This is a genomic window from Brevundimonas sp. DW-iso22, assembly GCF_058725425.1.
In genome coordinates, this window is the sequence record NZ_JBZXEB010000002.1 from 606380 (window position 1) to 623614 (window position 17235).

Annotated in this window: 15 protein-coding genes; 4 read left to right on the forward strand and 11 right to left on the reverse strand. The window is 66.2% G+C overall.

Features of this window, described 5'->3' with window-relative positions:
* Positions 1 to 42 precede the first annotated feature (42 nt).
* Entirely contained in the window at positions 43 to 228 is a 186-nt protein-coding gene (locus AC4PRM_RS02960; RefSeq protein ID WP_492038723.1) for a hypothetical protein, read from the reverse strand.
* A gap of 549 nt (positions 229 to 777) precedes the next feature.
* On the opposite strand from AC4PRM_RS02960, the gene AC4PRM_RS02965 reads away from it, so the two are divergent.
* Positions 778 to 1773, forward strand: a complete 996-nt coding sequence (locus AC4PRM_RS02965; RefSeq protein ID WP_492038724.1) for a cell wall hydrolase — start codon at positions 778 to 780, stop codon at positions 1771 to 1773.
* Between the two features lie 6 nt (positions 1774 to 1779).
* On the opposite strand, the gene nadC is transcribed toward AC4PRM_RS02965, so the two are convergent.
* From nadC to AC4PRM_RS03010, 9 genes are all read right to left on the reverse strand, one after another.
* Positions 1780 to 2649 (reverse strand): carboxylating nicotinate-nucleotide diphosphorylase, encoded by an 870-nt coding sequence (gene nadC / locus AC4PRM_RS02970; protein WP_492038725.1) that lies wholly within the window; start codon positions 2647 to 2649, stop codon positions 1780 to 1782.
* 2 nt (positions 2650 to 2651) lie between these two features.
* Entirely contained in the window at positions 2652 to 4163 is a 1512-nt protein-coding gene (locus tag AC4PRM_RS02975) for an L-aspartate oxidase (RefSeq protein ID WP_492038726.1), read from the reverse strand.
* Positions 4160 to 5014, reverse strand: coding sequence for a metalloprotease (locus AC4PRM_RS02980; protein WP_373256034.1), 855 nt, complete (start codon positions 5012 to 5014; stop codon positions 4160 to 4162). Before AC4PRM_RS02980 ends, AC4PRM_RS02975 begins: the two co-directional genes overlap by 4 nt.
* Before the next feature lie 67 nt (positions 5015 to 5081).
* Positions 5082 to 6161 (reverse strand): quinolinate synthase NadA, encoded by a 1080-nt coding sequence (gene nadA, locus AC4PRM_RS02985; protein WP_492038727.1) that lies wholly within the window; start codon positions 6159 to 6161, stop codon positions 5082 to 5084.
* A gap of 89 nt (positions 6162 to 6250) precedes the next feature.
* Entirely contained in the window at positions 6251 to 7033 is a 783-nt protein-coding gene (locus tag AC4PRM_RS02990) for a hypothetical protein (protein WP_492038728.1), read from the reverse strand.
* Between the two features lie 108 nt (positions 7034 to 7141).
* Complete coding sequence (locus AC4PRM_RS02995) at positions 7142 to 7681, reverse strand: methylated-DNA--[protein]-cysteine S-methyltransferase (RefSeq protein ID WP_373256038.1); 540 nt, start codon at positions 7679 to 7681, stop codon at positions 7142 to 7144.
* Positions 7662 to 8765 carry a bifunctional transcriptional activator/DNA repair enzyme AdaA gene (locus AC4PRM_RS03000; RefSeq protein WP_373256040.1) on the reverse strand — a complete coding sequence of 368 codons (1104 nt, stop codon included), beginning with the start codon at positions 8763 to 8765 and terminating at the stop codon, positions 7662 to 7664. The genes AC4PRM_RS02995 and AC4PRM_RS03000 overlap by 20 nt, the downstream gene beginning before the upstream one ends.
* A 64-nt stretch (positions 8766 to 8829) precedes the next feature.
* Positions 8830 to 9975, reverse strand: coding sequence for an HAAS signaling domain-containing protein (locus AC4PRM_RS03005; protein WP_492038729.1), 1146 nt, complete (start codon positions 9973 to 9975; stop codon positions 8830 to 8832).
* Between the two features lie 26 nt (positions 9976 to 10001).
* Entirely contained in the window at positions 10002 to 10331 is a 330-nt protein-coding gene (locus AC4PRM_RS03010) for a PadR family transcriptional regulator (RefSeq protein ID WP_373256044.1), read from the reverse strand.
* Positions 10332 to 10532: 201 nt separating this feature from the next.
* Here AC4PRM_RS03010 and AC4PRM_RS03015 point away from each other — a divergent pair, with 201 nt between their 5' ends.
* Positions 10533 to 12359, forward strand: a complete 1827-nt coding sequence (locus AC4PRM_RS03015; protein ID WP_492038730.1) for a type I secretion system permease/ATPase — start codon at positions 10533 to 10535, stop codon at positions 12357 to 12359.
* Complete coding sequence (locus tag AC4PRM_RS03020; RefSeq protein WP_492038731.1) at positions 12356 to 13714, forward strand: HlyD family type I secretion periplasmic adaptor subunit; 1359 nt, start codon at positions 12356 to 12358, stop codon at positions 13712 to 13714. Before AC4PRM_RS03015 ends, AC4PRM_RS03020 begins: the two co-directional genes overlap by 4 nt.
* Here the strand turns inward: AC4PRM_RS03020 and AC4PRM_RS03025 are convergent, their stop codons facing one another.
* Positions 13715 to 15820, reverse strand: coding sequence for a malate synthase G (locus tag AC4PRM_RS03025; RefSeq protein ID WP_492038732.1), 2106 nt, complete (start codon positions 15818 to 15820; stop codon positions 13715 to 13717). It lies immediately after the preceding gene.
* Positions 15821 to 16006: 186 nt separating this feature from the next.
* Here AC4PRM_RS03025 and AC4PRM_RS03030 point away from each other — a divergent pair, with 186 nt between their 5' ends.
* The gene (locus AC4PRM_RS03030; RefSeq protein ID WP_492038733.1) at positions 16007 to 17224 is read left to right on the forward strand and encodes an acyltransferase family protein; all 1218 of its coding nucleotides are present in this window, start codon (positions 16007 to 16009) and stop codon (positions 17222 to 17224) included.
* Positions 17225 to 17235: the final 11 nt, after the last annotated feature.

A 17235-nucleotide genomic window follows, 5' to 3' on the forward strand; every position in this document is an offset into this window, starting at 1 on the left:
AGGCGCGCTGGCAACCGGGCGCGCCTGACCCCGACACTGAAATCAGCGCGGCCGTTCGGCCTGGCCGACAGCGGCTCCGGCGGCACCACCAACGGCTGCGCCTACGGGCCCGCCCACGACGGCTCCAGCGACGGCTCCGGTCGCAGCCTTCTGTTCGATGGTCGAGCCGCAGGCGGCGGCACCGACGGCGAGAGTGGCAAGGGCGAGTGTCTGGGCAAGGCGTTTCATCACGTATCCTCCAGTAATATGGTGAAGCCAGAACGTCAGCCACGAGGCTGAGTTCCGCCTGAATGCGGCGGGCAAGGCTGACAGTAAATCGGCTTCACAACCGGCGCCCGAAAATAATAGTCGCTCATGCGCTTCAATCGGCATCGCTTGGCCAAGCCACTTCCTGTGTAGTTTCCATGTCTTTGAATACAGTATTTGGCATGACCACTCTGGACGCCGTCACAGTCGCGTCGGGGCATGACACGGCGTTGCCCAAAGCCGGCACCGCGATGTTGCGCCGCACACAAATCTTGCGAATCAAACACATTGAGGCCATAAACGGCTGGCTTAAGGCGCGTCCTCGACGGAACGGGCATTTCACCGACCGTCGATATGGTTGCAGCTGCTGCGGCGCACACCCTGTTCGGGTCCTGCGGATCGCACGGCGGCGAGACTACCCGGGGGCGGCATAGCGCCCTGCCGTACAGGACTGAGCCTTTGTCGAACCCGTCGCCCCTGCGCGTGATGTCACCTGCCGACCGTAAAGCTAGGATTCGGCCCGGTACGGCAGTGGCGACTTTCGGCGCATTGGTGGGTCTGGCGATCGGCGGAGCCTATTTTGCAGGGTCGACCGCAAAGGCGACGACCGTCCGGGCACAAGCCGAGCGGATTCAGGGAGCAACGGCTGCCGGCTTCACCGAAGAGGCTCTCGCAGCCGCCGCGGGCCTGGACGAAAGTGCCCTGTCCATCGCCCGCCGTCATGACCCCTATCTGGTCGCCGGTTCGGATCAACGAGACCGTCAAGCCGAGCTTCTCACTGCCCGCCTGGAACAACTGCGTGCCACCCAGGCCGGATCGGGCCTGCGCCGTGTCAGCCTGACCGACGGCACCACACCCGCTCAACCCTTCCGCCTCGGCGGTGCGCTGGAGGCCTCGCGCGATCTCGATTGCCTGACCGAAGCCGTCTATTACGAAGCGCGCGGCGAGGGCCGTGAGGGCATGCGCGCCGTGGCCCAGGTCGTGCTGAACCGCGTGCGGCACCCGGCCTATCCCAAGAGTGTCTGCGGCGTCGTCTATCAGGGCTCGAACCGCAGCTCGGGCTGCCAGTTCAGCTTTACCTGCAATCGCCATGTTCTGGGTCGCCGCAACGCCGCCGCCTGGGACCGGGCCCGCACCATCGCCTCGGGTGCCCTGTCCGGTCAGGTGTTCGGCACCGTCGGCAATGCCACCCACTTCCACACGACCGCGGTAAACCCCAACTGGCGCCATTCGCTGGTGCGCGTGGCCCAGGTCGGTGATCATCTGTTCTATCGCTTCAGCGGACGCGCAGGCTCGCGTGCGGCCTTCGCCTATGCCGGCCGTCCCTCGACAGCCTCGGACAGCGCCCCTCGTGTGGTCCAAGCCAGCCTGAATACCGCACAGGATGTCTCCGAAGGTCCTGTCGCCTATACGGACGTCGTCGCTACCGAGGCGGCACCTGCGCCTACCCGCGATGCGCAGCGCGTATCGACGGCGTCGCCAGCATCGGCGGAAACCGTCTCGGTCGTGGTCTCGCCGACCGCCTGATAGACCTCAGGACGCGATACGGGCGTCCAGACCGATATCCAGCGATGGCGCGGAATGGGTCAGGGCCCCGACCGAGATCACGTCCACGCCCGTCTCGGCGATGCCGCGCACTGTTTGCAGATTCACGCCGCCCGACGCCTCCAGCGTCACCCGTCCGGCGGCACGCAATACCGCCTCTCGCAGCATGGGCAGGTCGAAATTGTCCAGCATGATCACATCCGGGCCGATGCCCTGATCGATCATGGGAAGCAGCTGGTCCAGCTGATCCAGCCCGTCGACCTCGATCTCGATCTTCATCAGGTGTCCGACCGAGGCGCGCGCCGCCTGAACGGCGGGCACCACGCCGCCACAGACGACGACGTGGTTGTCCTTGATCAGGATGGCATCATCCAGACCGAAGCGATGGTTGACCCCGCCGCCGCACAGCACCGCATGCTTCTCCAGTGCGCGCAGACCGGGCGTGGTCTTGCGGGTATCGGCGATACGAGCCTTCGTCCCGACGACCGCCGCGACATAGCGGCTCGTCAAGGTGGCGATGCCGCACAGACGACCCAGCAGGTTCAGCGCCGTCCGCTCGGCCGACAGGAAGGCGCGGGCATCGGCCTCGACCTCGGCCAGAACGGCACCGGCCTCGAAGGCATCGCCGTCCGATAGTTTCAACGTGATCGTCGCCTTGGGGTCCATGGCCAGGACGGCCAGGCGCACGCAGGCCAGACCCGCCACCACGCCCGGCTTGCGCGCCACGAAGTCGGCCCGCATACGCGCGCCTTCGGGAATACAGGCCATGGCCGTGACGTCGCCAGCCCGCCCCAGATCCTCGGCCAGGGCCATGCGGACGATGGGCTCGATCAACAGGTCGGGAAGGGTCCGGATCATGGTCATTCAGCCGCCATCGGCACCTCGGCCGGTTTGATCAGCCGGGTGTGCACGGGTTCGGGAAGGGTTTCTGGGTAGTCCGCACGATAGTGACCGCCCCGGCTTTCGTGCCGGGCCAAGGCCGAGGCCGCAATCAAGCGGGCCGTCAGCAGCGGCAGGGCGTCAGGTGTCTTGGTCTCGAGCTCGGCCATGGCGGCAAGGGCACGGGTCAGGCCGGTCGCATCGCGCACCACGCCGACATCGTCGCTCATGACCCCACGAAGACGGGCCAAGGCGTCTGCTGACAGGTCAGCTGGGGCGGCAGGTACGGTCACGGGACCGTCGCGCAGGGTTTCGGCCGCCGCCACACGTCCGGTTCTGCGCCCGAAAGAAGCGGCTTCCAGCAGGGAGTTGGACGCCAACCTGTTTGCCCCGTGCACGCCGGTCGAGGCACATTCGCCGACCGCATAGAGACCGGCCAGAGTCGTGTGCCCGTCCGGACCCGCCGCGATGCCGCCCATGTGGTAATGGGCCGCCGGGGCCACCGGGATGGGGCTCTCGCGCGGGTCGATACCGGCCCGCATGCAGGCAGCGAAGACGGCGGGAAACTCAGTCGGGAAATGCTGGCCAATGGCGATGCGGGCATCCAGAAACGCGCCGCGTCCTTCGCTCACAGCCAGATGGACGGCGCGGGCGACGATATCCCGGGGTTTCAGGTCAGCATCAGGCTCGGGACCCAGAAGATAGTCGCCATTTCGATCAATCAGGCGCGCGCCCTCACCGCGCAGCGCTTCGGTGGCCAGCGGCATGGGGTCCAGACCGACATCCATAGCGGTGGGGTGAAACTGAACGAACTCCGGGTCGACGATCTCGGCCCCCGCCCGCCAGGCCAGGGCTAGGCCTTCGCCCAGCAGGGCGACAGGCGTGGTGGTGCGGGCGAACAAGCCCCCTGCCCCACCCGTGGCCAGAACCACGGCAGGAGCCAGAACCTCGACCAGTCGCCCTCCGGCGCGTTCGATCAGGGCCCCACGCACACGGCCGGTGGCGTCCTGGATGAGGCCGCGCAGGCGGGCGTCCTCCCAGACCGTCACATGCGGCGCGGCACGCACGGACGTGACCAGCGCCGACAGGATGGCCCGCCCGGCACCGTCGCCGCCCACGCGGGCGACACGGGCCATGGAGTGCGCTGCTTCCAGACTGACGGCGAAGTCTCCGTTGGCATCGCGGTCGAAGGGGGCCCCCAGGGCGGCCAGCCATTCGACGGTGGCGCGGCCGTCCTCGGTCAGCAGGCGCACGGCCTCGGGCTCGACCAGACCGGCCCCGGCCACATGGGTATCGGCGGCATGCAACACGGGGGTGTCGCTGAACGATAGCGCGGCTGCCATCCCGCCCTGAGCCCAGGCCGAGGACGAGGCTTGAAGCAGAGGCGCGGGCGTGACGACCAGAACCGGTCGCGGCCCGGCCTCCAGTGCGACGGACAGACCCGCCAGCCCACCGCCGATGACCAGAGGCCCGTCGTGGTGGATGCGGCTCAACTGCGGATGCCCAGATAGGCCCCGGCGATGCGCAGGGCCTCAGATAGCGAACCCTCAGCCAGAGGCATAAGCGCCGCGACCCCCACAGCGGCACAGGCCACGCCGGTGGCGAGGAAGAGGCCCACGCTCATGACGGCCTCCTTGACCGTCAGCTGACGGCCCTCCGGACGCCAGGCTCCGCGACGCAGGTGGCCGTACAGGGCGATGGCGAGGAAGGCGGCCAGGATCCAGCGACCCGTCACGAAGCCCCAATAGACGACCAGAGCGCCCACCGCGATCATCGCCACCCGCTCCAGCATCGGGTGAATACGCGCCAGCACGGGACCGATAGCCTTGGACCCATCCAGTGGGGGCGCTGGCGCGAGATTGACGAGGTTGATCGCCGCGATCACCACCGCCGCCAGCAGCCACTCGCCGCCACCGACGGTCAGATACAGCGCAAAGAACGGGATGGCCGCCAGCAAACCAAAGGCTGGCCCCGCCAGAGAAACCAGCACGCCGTGCCACTCACTAACCGGCATACGCTGACCCTTGGCCAGTCCTCCGAGAAAAGGGATGATGTAGATGCGGGCCGGCCCCATACCGACGGCGTTCATGGCCAGCACATGCCCGTATTCGTGGACGAACAAGCCGAAGATCGCCGCCATGGCCACGACCCAGCTGCCGCTAACCCACCATATGAAACCACCCAGCAGCAGGGTCGAGATCAGCGCCCAGGCTGGATGCTGACCCTTGTCGAGCGGGGTTTCCACGGCGTTGCGCGCTGCGGGAGCAGGCGTCTCGACGGCTTTCGGCTCGTCAGGACGCGGGTCCCAGGGGCCGCGCGGGCGGGGGGTATTGGTGTCGGTCATGCCTGCGAACTGGCCTTTCCGCGGCGAGACCACAAGCCACCCCTGACGATCGGCCTCACCCGCCGCATCAGATCAGCTCCACCGCCACATGGTGACGCGCCTTGAACAGGTCGTAGCGGGCGGGCACCAGCGGCGGCGGCAGATCGACCATCCTTTGCACCGCCAGGCGCGCGCGCTCGGCCATGTCCTCAGGCACCGTCACCTCGAACTGCAGATGCAGCAGCGCATCGCGGATGTTGGTCAGGGTGATCCTCTGCATATAGGGGCACAGGTTGCACGGGCCGATGAAGTCCACGCCGGGCACGTCACCCTTGATGTTCGATGCCATGGAGCATTCGGTGATCAGCACGACCTGCTTCGGCTGGCTCTGCATGACATAGTCGGTCATGGCGGCGGTCGATCCGGCGAAGTCGGCGGCCGACAGCACCTCTTCAGGGCATTCCGGGTGGGCCAGGATTTCGGCATTGGGATAGGCGGCGCGCATCTCCGCGATGTCGTCGGCTGTGAACCGCTCGTGAACCTCGCAGCGCCCCTGCCAGGCGATGATGCCGACGGTGGTCTGGGCCGCCACATTGCGCGCCAGGAACTCGTCGGGGATCAGGATGACGCGGTCGACGCCCCATTCCTTCGCCGCCCATTCGACCACCTGAACGGCATTGGCACTGGTGCAGCAGATGTCAGTCTCGGCTTTCACATCGGCGGTGGTGTTCACATAGGTGACGACCGGCAGGCCGGGATAGCGCTGCTTGATCAGCCGCACATCCGCCCCGGTGATCGACGCCGCCAGCGAACAGCCGGCCTTGAGATCGGGGATCAGCACCATCTTCTCGGGCGACAGGATCTTGGAGGTCTCGGCCATGAAGTGCACTCCGGCCTGGACGATGATCTTCGCCGTCGACCGCGCCGCCTCCTTGGCCAGGCCCAGGCTGTCTCCGACATAGTCACCGACGCCGTGGAATATCTCCGGCGTCATATAGTTGTGGGCCAGGATGACGGCGTCCCGCTCGCGCTTCAGCTGGTTGATCTCATGGATCAACGCGGCCTGAGCGGGCCACTCCATCGGCGTGACATGGTCCTTGACCTTGGCCCAGACGGGCGCGGTCTCATGCGCCAGTTCGTCCGACAGTCCAAACATTCCGTCCGCCATATCCGCCTCCTCGCGGGCTTATGCTCACTTTTAGCATAAGTGGCGATAATCTAGGCGCATGTGAAAGAAATGCAAGCCTCCGGAGTGGATCAGCGGGACCGTACCGTGATGTAGTCGACGACCGTGATCGTCCGCGCCCCCCCTGCGTAGAAGACGGCTCCTTCGTGAGCTGCAGCGTCGGAGGCAAATATGTTGCGCCCCTCCAGTGCCTCCACGATCCGCTCGCTCGCCCGGGTTTCCACCAGGCGCGCGTGGTCGGGTCTGCAATCCGACAGTCGCCGCTCGCGCACCACGCAACTGATCTGGGTTTCTGCAGGTGCGGCGACTGGCGTGTCGGATGGCGATGGCCCCCGAGCGCGTGGCGCACCACGTCGGCTTGCCGAGGACAGCCTGCTGGGGCGCTGCGATGCTGGATCGACCAGAGAGACATCGACACTGGCACGCGTCAGTTGATCACGGTCGTCGGTCAGTGCCCAGCCACATTCGCTAAGCACGCGATCCAGGTTGGCGGACTGGGTCGGCAGGTCGAAGTCGGCCCTGACCCCTGACCCGTCCTCGTCGGCTCCGCGCAGGGAATACAGGCCTCCTCCACGCATGAAGCGAATGTCCCTGGCCGGTATTTCACTACGCAAGACGCCCGGCCCGCCGCCCGGTGCCCAGACCTGCGTGTCGCTTCTGCCATCGGCCCGTGTAGCTGACAGCACCAGCCGCTTATCGACCTGGCCCAGACCCGCGACGACCGCAGTCAGGGCACCGGCGCGGCACTGCACGACCAGTGCAGCGCCCCCGTCGTACCTTACCGCCGCGACCATCCGGCCGTCAGCTGCATTCTGGTCAAACTCCCAGTCATCGACGTCTTGCGATGATGACATTGATGCCTGCGCCACTAACGACGTGGCGACGACCGCGGACAGTAGCCAATTCATTTCAAGTGCTCCCCAGCGTCCCGGAGGCAGATCACCCCGTGTGCGGATGAACTGTCAAGGCTTCTTGCCCGACTGAGCAGCCTCATGCGCCAACAGCCAACGCTTGCGCTCCACTCCCCCCGCATAGCCGGTCAGAGTACCATCTGCCCCGATGACGCGGTGGCATGGGACGATCAGGGCAATGGGGTTCTGACCATTGGCCATGCCGGCGGCACGAACGGCGCGGGGGGAACCCGCCGCTTCGGCGATCTGGGCATAGGTGCGGGTCTGACCCGCCGGAATTACCCGCAAGGCCGCCCAGACCGCGCGCTGAAAGTCGGTGCCGCCGGTTTGGGTCATCACGTCACCAAGCGCCGTCCGGTCACCGTCGAAATAAGCCCTGACTGCGTCTTTCACCCGGGCCGGAGCCTCGCCGGGCAGCAGCTCGAAAGGCCCGCAGTGCCGTGCCAGCAATCGCATCATGCGTGCCTCGTAATCGTGAAAGTCCAGCGCCCGGACGGCTCCAGCTGCGTCGGTGATCAACAAAACCTGCCCCACGGGCGTGTCGATGCGGTCCAGCGTCAGGGGCAAGGGTTCAGGCCGCGTTCTTGACATCACTCTCCTCCAGATCGGCGGCGGTGAGGCCCGCCAGGTTCACATACAGCACCCCATAGGCACGCCAGGGCCGCCAGGCCTCCGCGCGAGGTGCCAGAGTTGCGACTTCGAGCCGGTCGCTGGGTGCCGTCGGATCGGGGTCGATCCATAAGCCCGCCAGTCGCAGTCCCGGCCGGGACCGGATCAAGGGTGCCAGAGCCGGATCGGCCGACAGATCGCGCCCAATAGCCTCCGGATCGGCGGCCAGATCGAAGACGCGGCGAACGCGAGACAGCACGCCGGGCACAGCGCGCAGGTCGTCGACTTCCACACACACATCGACGCGACCAGCGGCTCCTGGCAGGACCGAGACCAAGCCTTCGGCTCCATCGATCGCATCCTTCAGCGAACGCGACCAGCGCAGACCCTCGACCGTGTCTCCGCGTGCGGACAGGGCCACCAGCATCGCGTCCCAGTCATAGGGTGGCCGGTATGGCAGGCTGAGCCGCACTCCGCCGTCGCCCATCCGCTCGCCACGGCGACGCAGCGCCGACGGCGGGCGGTCATACAGCGCCTGAAACGTCTCGTTGAAACGCCGGACACTGCCAAAGCCCGAAGCCAGGGCCACCTGGGCCATGGTCAGGTCGGTCTGATGGATCAGCGCCTTGGCCAGCAGCACGCGCCGCGTCTGGGCGACGCTGATCGGGGCGGCCCCCAGGTGCTGGCGGAACAGTCGGCGTAGGTGGCGCTCTCCGACGCCGAGCCGCTCGGCCAGTTGCTCCAGACTGCCCTCGTCCAGCGCCCCCGCCTCGATCAGGGCCAGGGCCCGGCTGACCGTATTCGACGTCCCACGCCAGGCGCCCATGTCCGGTGCGGTCTCGGGGCGGCAGCGTAGACAGGCGCGAAACCCCGCCTCTTCTGCCGCCGCTGCGCTGAGGACAAAAGTCATGTTCTCGCGCCGCGGCGTGCGGGCCGGGCAGACCGGACGGCAGTAGATGCCGGTGGTCTTCACGCAGCCGAAGAATCGTCCGTCGAACCGCGCATCCCGCGTCAGCACGGCGCGATAGCAGGCCTCCTGATCCAGGATGTCGGCGGGCGTTTCCATGAGCGAAGAATGCGCCGGGCCACGCCCCATGTCTCGCGGTTTTCGGACATGGCGGTGATGGGACCTAGCCGCGTATCGCGCTCCAGGCATGGCGGGCCATCGAGAAGACCAGAGAGATCATCACCGCCACCATGACCCAGGTCAGGATCAGCGACAGGGTGCTGCCGGCACCGACCAGATCACGCGATCCCTCGCCTACGGCGTGTAACCGGTCGAAATCAAGCAGCACCCAGTCCCCGGCAATCCGGACCGAGGACCCATTGTCACTGAGAGTAAACCAGTGGCCCCACTGAAAGATGGTCCAGGCGATGGCCAGGCCGATGCCGGAGGCGACCACCTGAAGCGCAGCCCGGAAACGCACCCATTGCGGCCGGAACAGGCGGAGGATCTCGATCCACATCTGACCAATGGCCAGCAGAAGAATCGGCACGAAGTTCGCCTGCCAGATCGAGGATGGAACGACCTCGGCCCGACCACCGGAAATCGCGATGTTGTCCAGGTCCGAAATCGACCACACCCCCGTCCACCAGGAAATAAAGACCAGCAGGGCGACGATACCGAACACAGCCTCTCCGCCCGGCCAGCGACCTTGCACGGCCTGGGACCGCCACACTCCGCTCGACGATCTTGCAGGCCTGGCCGTTCGTCCCTGACCTGATCGACCTTGGCCCGATCGCCCTTGCAGGGTCTCGCTCCACCGGTCGGGATCGGACAGATTGAACATCGGCAGGTCCTTCACCCGCCAATGGGTCATGAAGTCGGGCCTGTAGCCGTTGTGCTCGAACAGGGCCCCGGCCACCGTAGCCAGGCCGATGATGAACAGGCCGGATTCGAACGCGCCGCTGAACGCATTGCCGATAGCCTCCCCCACATCGCTGGTGCCTGTCGCCACATGGACCACCGCTACAACCACCTGAATGGCGATCATCACCAGCAGCCCGGCCTTGACCGCGAACAGCCACCACGGAAACAGCTCAGGTCCGATCAAGGACTGCGGCCCCTTGCGATAGCGCCCGGCCACGGTCAGCGGATGACCGATTTCGCGCAGGATGGCCTCCCTTTCCTCATCGGTCAGGTCGCGGCCCAGCGCCTCCTCCTTCGCCTCGAAACGGCTCAGGATCAGGTCGCGCAGTTCGGCGATGATGTCGTCGCGCTCGGCCTGCGGCAGTTGGGCGGCGACGGCGTTCAGATAGTGGTCGATCAGGTCCATCTCAGGTCCCCTCCAGATCAGATTTGTCAGAGAATCTTGTCGAGCGAGGCATTGATGCCCCGCCATTCATCAGTCAGGGCGGCCAGCAGGGTCACGCCCTGCGGGGACAGGCGATAGAAACGCTTCTTGCGCTTCTCCTCCTCGCGCCACTCGCTATCCAGCAAACCCTGGCTCTCCAGTCGGCGCAGCAGCGGATAGAGGGTGCTTTCCTCCATCTCCAGCCCGTCGGCGGCCAGGGCCTGACGCAGGCTGTAGCCGTAGCGTTCGGTACGCAGACACGCCAGCACGGCCAGGACCAATGACCCGCGCCGCAGCTCCAACCGCATGGTCTCGAAAATGTCGGTGCCCTCGGGCATCAGCAAGCTCGCATTGAAGACGTCACATAGTGTGTGACACACAGTGTGTGCTACATACTGTGTGAGGGTGTCAAGCTGGCGTTTGAAAAGGGCGATGCATCCCGGACCGGGTTCGCGCCGTTCCTGAAAGACCTCCGGCTATCCGTGATCGCGGTAACGCGCTAAAATATCTGCTCAATCGCAAGGACTGTGTCCGCCTTCGTGTTCAAGAACCTGCTTCCCAGTAAACCGGGCACGGAGCCCCTGGCCGAGGCGCTGAAGGCGTGCAGGACCCATTTCGTCTGGGCGGCGGTGTTCTCCGCCCTGGTCAACCTGCTGTATCTGACACCGACCCTCTATATGATGCAGGTCTATGACCGGGTCGTGCCGACCGGTGGTCTGACGACGCTGGTCCTGATCACGGTGGTGGCCCTGTTCGCCCTGGCCGCCTTGTCCGGGCTGGACTGGCTGCGCGGTCGGTTGATGCTGCGCGCCGGACTTCGTCTGGACCGGATGCTGTCTGGCAAGGTCCTGTCGCGGGTCATGGATTTGCAGAGCAAGTCCCCGAACACCCATGCCCTGCGCGAGTTCGACAATGTGCGCGGGGCCATCGGCGGCCAGGGGATGCTGGCCCTGTTCGATGCGCCGTGGACGCCTATCTACCTGGCCTGCTGCTTCCTGCTCCATCCGCTGATCGGGGTGCTGACCCTCGTCGGTGGAATAATTCTTTTCGCGCTGGCCTGGCTGAACGAGCGGGACACCCGTCCCCGCCTGAACAAGGCGATCCAGTCCCAGAACCACGCCTATTCTGCCCAGGAAAGCATTGCCGGCCAGTCTGAAGTCGTCCGCGCCCTGGGCATGCGTCAGTCGTCGATCGCGCGCCAGATCGACCAGCGTCAACACGCGACCGCCGCCCAGGCCGACGCGCAGCTGGCCGGCGGGCGCTATTCCGGCGCGATCAAATTCCTGCGGCTGGTGATGCAGTCAGCGGCACTGGGGCTGGCGGCCTACCTGGCCGTCAAGGGCGACATCACGCCGGGCTCGATCATCGCCGCCTCCGTCCTGCTCAGCCGCGCGGTCGCGCCCATCGAACTTCTGGTCGGCGTCTGGCCCAGCCTGGTCCAGGCCGTCGCCAGCTGGAAGACACTGACCGATCTGTTTGCAGGCACCGCTGGCGTAGAGCGCGAACGAACGGCCCTTCCCGCCCCGCGCGGACGGCTTCAGGTCGAGGGCATTACGGTCAAATTCCCCGATACCGAGACGCCGCAGTTGCGCGGCGTCGCCTTCGCCCTGCAACCGGGCCAGACCCTGGGCATCGTCGGGGCCAGCGGCTCGGGCAAGACCACCCTGGCCCGCGTTATCGCCGGAGCGTTCAAGCCCCAGGCCGGGGCCATCCGACTGGACGGGGCCGAATACGATGCTCGCGACGGCGACGAACTGGCTCGATACATCGGCTACCTGCCCCAGGTACCCAGCCTGTTCGCCGGTTCGATCAAGGACAATATCTCGCGATTTGCCACCGCCACCGGCGTAACCCAGGACGTCGCGGACGCCGGTGCCGTCAAGGCGGCAATGGCGGCGGGTGCCCATGAGCTGATCCTGCGGCTTCCCAAGGGTTACGACACCATCCTGGGGCCTTTCGGCCAGGGCCTGTCGGCAGGTCAGGCCCAGCGTGTTGCCTTGGCGCGGGCCTTGTATGGCGAACCCGTCCTGCTGGTCCTGGACGAGCCGAACTCCAACCTCGATCAGGAAGGCGAGGCCGCTCTGATGCAGGCCATCCTGGGCGCGGCCGCGCGTGGAGCCGCCGTGGTCGTGATCGCGCACCGGGCCGGGGTTCTGGCCCGCGTCGATCGCCTTCTGGTCATGCGAGACGGCATGGTTCAGCAGGAAGGTCCACGCGAAGAGGTACTGGAGAAGATGCGCGCCACAGCCGGGCGCCCGACCCCGCCGGCCAGCCAGCCGCAACAGCCGTCCCAGGCTCAGAGCCAATCCCAAAGCCAGGCTCAGCAACTCCAGAATCAGCCGCGCGGCCCGCGACCCGCTTCATGACGCACGCTGCCCCCCAAGCCGCTGAACCCACGGCCCCACAACCACCCGAACCCACCGTCGTCACAGACGCGCCGCGCCGCGAGCTGATGATCGGTGGAGCCATCATCGTCGCCTTCTTCGTGATATTCCTCGGCTGGGCCGCTTTTGCCCCCCTGGATCAGGGGGCCTACGCCCAGGGCTCGGTTGCCGTGTCCGGCAATCGCCAGGCGGTCCAGCACCGCGACGGTGGCGTAGTCAGTGCCCTGCTGGTCGAGGAGGGGGACACGGTCCGTCAGGGCCAGGTCCTGTTGCGTGTAGGCACCGGCGAACTGACGGCGACAGAGCGCGGCGTGGCCGGTCAGGTCTATGCCCTGCTGGCCCAGCGGGCACGGCTGGTCGCAGAGCGCGATCGCCTGGCCAGCATTCCAACCCCCGCCGAATTCGCCAGCCTCGACGCCGACGACGCCGCCCTGGCCCAGGAATCGCTGCGTATCCAGCAGGCCCAGTTCAACGCGCGCCGAACCGGGCGCTCGACCGAAACCGGCGTACTGGGCCAGCGCGTCAACCAGCTGAACGAGCAGATCGTCGGCTACCAGGGTCAGATCGCCGCCAATGTCGAACAGCAGCGTCTGATACAGGAAGAGCTGACCGGCATGCGCAGTCTTGCGGCGCAAGGCTATGCCCCGCAGACGCGGGTCAGGGCGCTGGAACGCGCCGCTGCCCAACTGGATGGCGAACAGGGCGCGCTGCGATCACAGATTGCCCAGTCCCGGGAAGCGATCGGCCAGGCCAGGCTGGAAATGTCCGGCGTCTCGACGAAACTGGGCGAGGACGTGGCCGAACAGTTCCGGCTGATCGATGTCCAGCTGAACGAACTTCGTCCGCGCCTGGCCGAACTGCGCGCCCAGATCGCGCGCAGCGAGGTCCGCGCCCCCGCTACGGGCCAGGTGGTGGGCCTGACCATCTTCACCCAGGGCGGCGTCATTCAGGCCGGCCAGACGCTGATGGAGGTGGTGCCCAGCGAAGCCTCCCAGGTCATCGTCGCCCAGATCAGCCCCAACGATGTCGATAATCTGGAGCCCGGGCAGCAGACCGAGGTGAAGTTCCCCGGCCTGCGCGAGAGCAATCCACCCATCATCCACGGCAGGGTGACGCGTATCTCGGCCGACAGCTTTACCGTCGAACAGACCGGCGAGACCTTCTTCCGGGTCGAGATCGTGGTACCGGCCGAGGAACTGGCCAAGCTGGGCCGGTCGGCCGACACCATCCGTCCGGGTGCCCCTGTCGAGGTCGTCGTCCTGCTACGCAAGCGCACGGCGCTGGCCTATCTGATCGAGCCGCTGACCAACAACCTGTGGCGATCCGGCAGCGAGTAGTCAGCCCACCGCCTTCGTCTTGAGCCTGTAGGCGTGCAGCAGCGGCTCGGTGTAACCGTTCGGTTGATCGACCCCTTCGAACACCAGCGCCCGCGCCGCCTGAAACGCCAGGCTGGCCTCGGGATCGCGGGCCATCGGCTGGTAAAGCGGGTCGCCCGCGTTCTGGGCATCGACCTTGGCCGCCATACGCAAAAGCGCCGCCTCGACCTGCTCGCGCGTACAGACGCCGTGCAGCAGCCAGTTGGCCATGTGCTGGGACGAGATCCGCAGGGTCGCGCGGTCTTCCATCAGGCCGACGTCGTGGATGTCCGGCACCTTTGAACAGCCGACGCCCTGATCGATCCAGCGCACGACATAGCCCAGCAAGCCTTGCGCGTTGTTGTCCAGTTCCTCGGCCACCTCGGCGTCTGACCAATTGCGCCCTTCCGCCAGCGGCGGGGTCAGCAGCAGGTCCAGATCGGGCGTCGCTGTGCCAGCGATCGCGTCTCGCAGCGCGAACACGTCGGTCTGATGATAGTGCAGGGCATGCAGGGTCGCGGCCGTGGGTGACGGCACCCAGGCGGTGTTGGCACCCGTCTTCGGATGCGCCGCCTTCTGGTCCAGCATGTCGGCCATGCGGTCGGGCGCAGCCCACATGCCCTTGCCGATCTGGGCCCGTCCGGACAGGCCGTGCTTCAGGCCGATGGCGACGTTGCGCGCCTCATAGGCGGCGATCCAGGCGGCCGACTTGATGTCGCCCTTTCTCACCACCGGGCCGTACTGCATGGCGGTGTGAATCTCGTCGCCGGTACGGTCCAGAAAGCCGGTGTTGATGAAGACGATCCGGTCCTTCACCGCCTGGATACAGGCCGCCAGATTGGCCGAGGTGCGGCGCTCTTCGTCCATCACCCCGACCTTGATCGTGTGGCGCGGTGCGCCGATCAGATCCTCGACCGCGTCGAACAGGCGGTTGGTGAAGGCGGCCTCGTCGGGCCCGTGCATCTTGGGTTTGACGATATAGATTGAACCCGCCCGGCTGTTTCGGAACGCCCCCTGCCCCTTCACATCGTGCAGGGCAATCAGGCTGGTGACGATGGCATCCAGCACGCCTTCCGGAGCCTCGGTGCCGTCGGCCAGACGCATCGCCGGGGTCGTCATCAGATGCCCGACATTGCGCACGAACAGCAGGGCCCGGCCCGGCAGGGTGACGGTCGTCCCGTCCGGGTCGGTGAACATCCGGTCAGGGTTGAGCGCCCGCGTCATCGACCGCCCGCCCTTGTCGAAGGTCTCGACCAGATCGCCCTTCATCAGGCCCAGCCAGTTGCGGTAGGCCGCGATCTTGTCCGCCGCATCGACGGCTGCGACGGAATCCTCCAGATCCACGATGGTCGACAGGGCGGATTCCAGGATGACATCAGCGATGCCCGCCGGATCGGTCGCGCCGATCGGATGGGTTGGATCGAACACCACCTCGATATGCAGGCCGTTGTGTCGGAACAGGCGCGAACTGTCGCTGTGTCCGACATACTGTTCGGGGTGACGCAGAGCGATGCCGGCCAGCGGGGCGGCCAGGTCGGCCCAACTGCCCTCGGCCAGCGGCACGGCTTCGTCCAGAAACGCCTTGGCGCGCGCTACGACCCGCACCCCCCGTGCCGCATCAAAGGGTCCGGCGGGCGGCAGGTCGCCCAGCGCATCCGTGCCATAAAGCGCATCGTACAGGCTTCCCCACCGGGCATTGGCGGCGTTCAGCACAAAGCGCGCGTTCAGGATCGGAACTACCAGCTGCGGCCCTGCCAGGGTCGCAACCTCGGCATCGACATTGCGCGGATCGACGGTGAAGGACGCGGGTTCCTCAACCAGATAGCCGATCTGGGTCAGAAAGGCGCGCGAGGCCGCCACGTCATAGGGCTGGCCCCTCCGCTCGCGGTTCCAGCCGTCGATGCGGTCCTGAAGATCGTTCCGGATGGCCAGCAAGCGCCGGTTCTCAGGCGCAGCCCAGGCAAGAATGTCAGCCACGCCGTTCCAGAAACCCGCCGCCTCGAGCCCTAGCCCCGGCAGCGCCTCCGTTTCGATGAAGCTCGCCAATGCCTCATCGACCTGAAATCCGGCGCGCGATGTCATGGGCATTGGGCAATATCTCCAGATCCACCAGTCTGTAACATTCCGTGATGACCTGACGGAAGTCGAGCATATTTTCAGATGCGAGGCCCTTCGACCGACGCACAAAGCCAGACCATACACACGACCGAATCAACATGTTTGCATTTCAAACTTGTCTTATGTATTGCATGGTCAGACCGAGAGGGGAATCCCATGCCGTCCACCACACCACACTCCGAACGCCTCCATGGACTCGACGCCCTGCGCGGCATCGCCCTGATACTCGGCGTCGTCCTGCACGCCAGCCTGTCCTATCTGCCGACGCCGATCTGGCTCTTTCCGGACGACCAGACCTCGCCCGTCGCCAGTGTGCTGTTCTTCGCCATCCACCTGTTCCGGATGACGACCTTCTTCCTGATTGCAGGCCTGTTCGCCCATCTGCTGCTGGGACGCCGGGGCGTCTGGGGTTTCGTCAAGGATCGAGCCGGACGGATCGCCAATCCGATGTTCGGCATATGGTGGGTTGTCTTTCCTGCCGTCATCGCGGTCATCGTCTGGAAGGCCGCCATCGACAACGGTGGCTCCATCCCGACCGACGGCCCGCCACCCCCGCCCCTGACGCTGGAGACCTTCCCCCTGCTACACCTGTGGTTCCTGTGGGTGCTGTTGCTCTTCTACGGCGTCTTCCTCGCCGTCCGCCTGATCGGCCAGCGTATCGACCGCGACGGAAGCCTCGTCAGGAATCTGGATCGCCTGACCAACATCCTGATCGGTCCGTTGACACCTGCCGTCCTCGCCGCGCCCCTGGCCCTGGCCCTGTGGCTGACGCCCGACTGGATCGTCTTCTTCGGCATTCCGACGCCGGACAAGGGGTTCGTGCCCAACCCTGCCGCTGTCACCGGCTTCGGCCTGGCTTTCACGCTCGGCATCCTGCTCGACCGTCGCCGCGACCTGCTGTCCCGGATCGAGCGCTTGTGGCCCCTGTTCAGCCTCGTGGCCATCGGCACGGGCACCGGAGCCCTGATGATTTCTGGCGGACCCATCCCGTCGCTGATGCCGATATCCGATCCGTCGATGAAGGCCTTCGCCGCCGCCGTCTATGCCTTCGCCGTCTTCACCGCGACCTTCGCCGCGATCGGCCTGTCGCTACGGTTCATGAGTGGCTACAGCGCCGTGCGCCGCTATCTGGCCGACGCCTCCTACTGGATCTATCTGATCCATCTGCCGCTGGTCATGGCGGGACAGGTGCTGATGCTGGAGGTGTCGCTGCCCTGGTGGGGCAAGCTGGGAGCCGTTGTCGGGAGCGTCATGGCCGTATCTCTCATCAGCTATGAACTGCTGGTGCGCCACACCTTCGTCGGCAAGGCCCTGAATGGTCGCCGCGTCCCGTGGCGCAAGCCTCCCGTTCCCCACCCTGTGCCCGCCGAATAGCTTGCCATTAC

Coding starts and splice junctions, on each gene's coding strand:
- AC4PRM_RS03020 (WP_492038731.1), top strand. CDS start 12,356: ATGACGCACGCTGCCCCCCAAGCCGCTGAACCCACGGCCCCACAACCA.
- AC4PRM_RS03030 (WP_492038733.1), top strand. CDS start 16,007: ATGCCGTCCACCACACCACACTCCGAACGCCTCCATGGACTCGACGCC.
- AC4PRM_RS03000 (WP_373256040.1), bottom strand. CDS start 8,765: ATGGAAACGCCCGCCGACATCCTGGATCAGGAGGCCTGCTATCGCGCC.
- AC4PRM_RS02980 (WP_373256034.1), bottom strand. CDS start 5,014: ATGACCGACACCAATACCCCCCGCCCGCGCGGCCCCTGGGACCCGCGT.
- AC4PRM_RS02995 (WP_373256038.1), bottom strand. CDS start 7,681: ATGTCAAGAACGCGGCCTGAACCCTTGCCCCTGACGCTGGACCGCATC.
- AC4PRM_RS03010 (WP_373256044.1), bottom strand. CDS start 10,331: ATGCCCGAGGGCACCGACATTTTCGAGACCATGCGGTTGGAGCTGCGG.
- AC4PRM_RS02990 (WP_492038728.1), bottom strand. CDS start 7,033: ATGTCATCATCGCAAGACGTCGATGACTGGGAGTTTGACCAGAATGCA.
- nadC (WP_492038725.1), bottom strand. CDS start 2,649: ATGATCCGGACCCTTCCCGACCTGTTGATCGAGCCCATCGTCCGCATG.
- nadA (WP_492038727.1), bottom strand. CDS start 6,161: ATGGCGGACGGAATGTTTGGACTGTCGGACGAACTGGCGCATGAGACC.
- AC4PRM_RS02960 (WP_492038723.1), bottom strand. CDS start 228: ATGAAACGCCTTGCCCAGACACTCGCCCTTGCCACTCTCGCCGTCGGT.
- AC4PRM_RS03025 (WP_492038732.1), bottom strand. CDS start 15,820: ATGCCCATGACATCGCGCGCCGGATTTCAGGTCGATGAGGCATTGGCG.
- AC4PRM_RS03005 (WP_492038729.1), bottom strand. CDS start 9,975: ATGGACCTGATCGACCACTATCTGAACGCCGTCGCCGCCCAACTGCCG.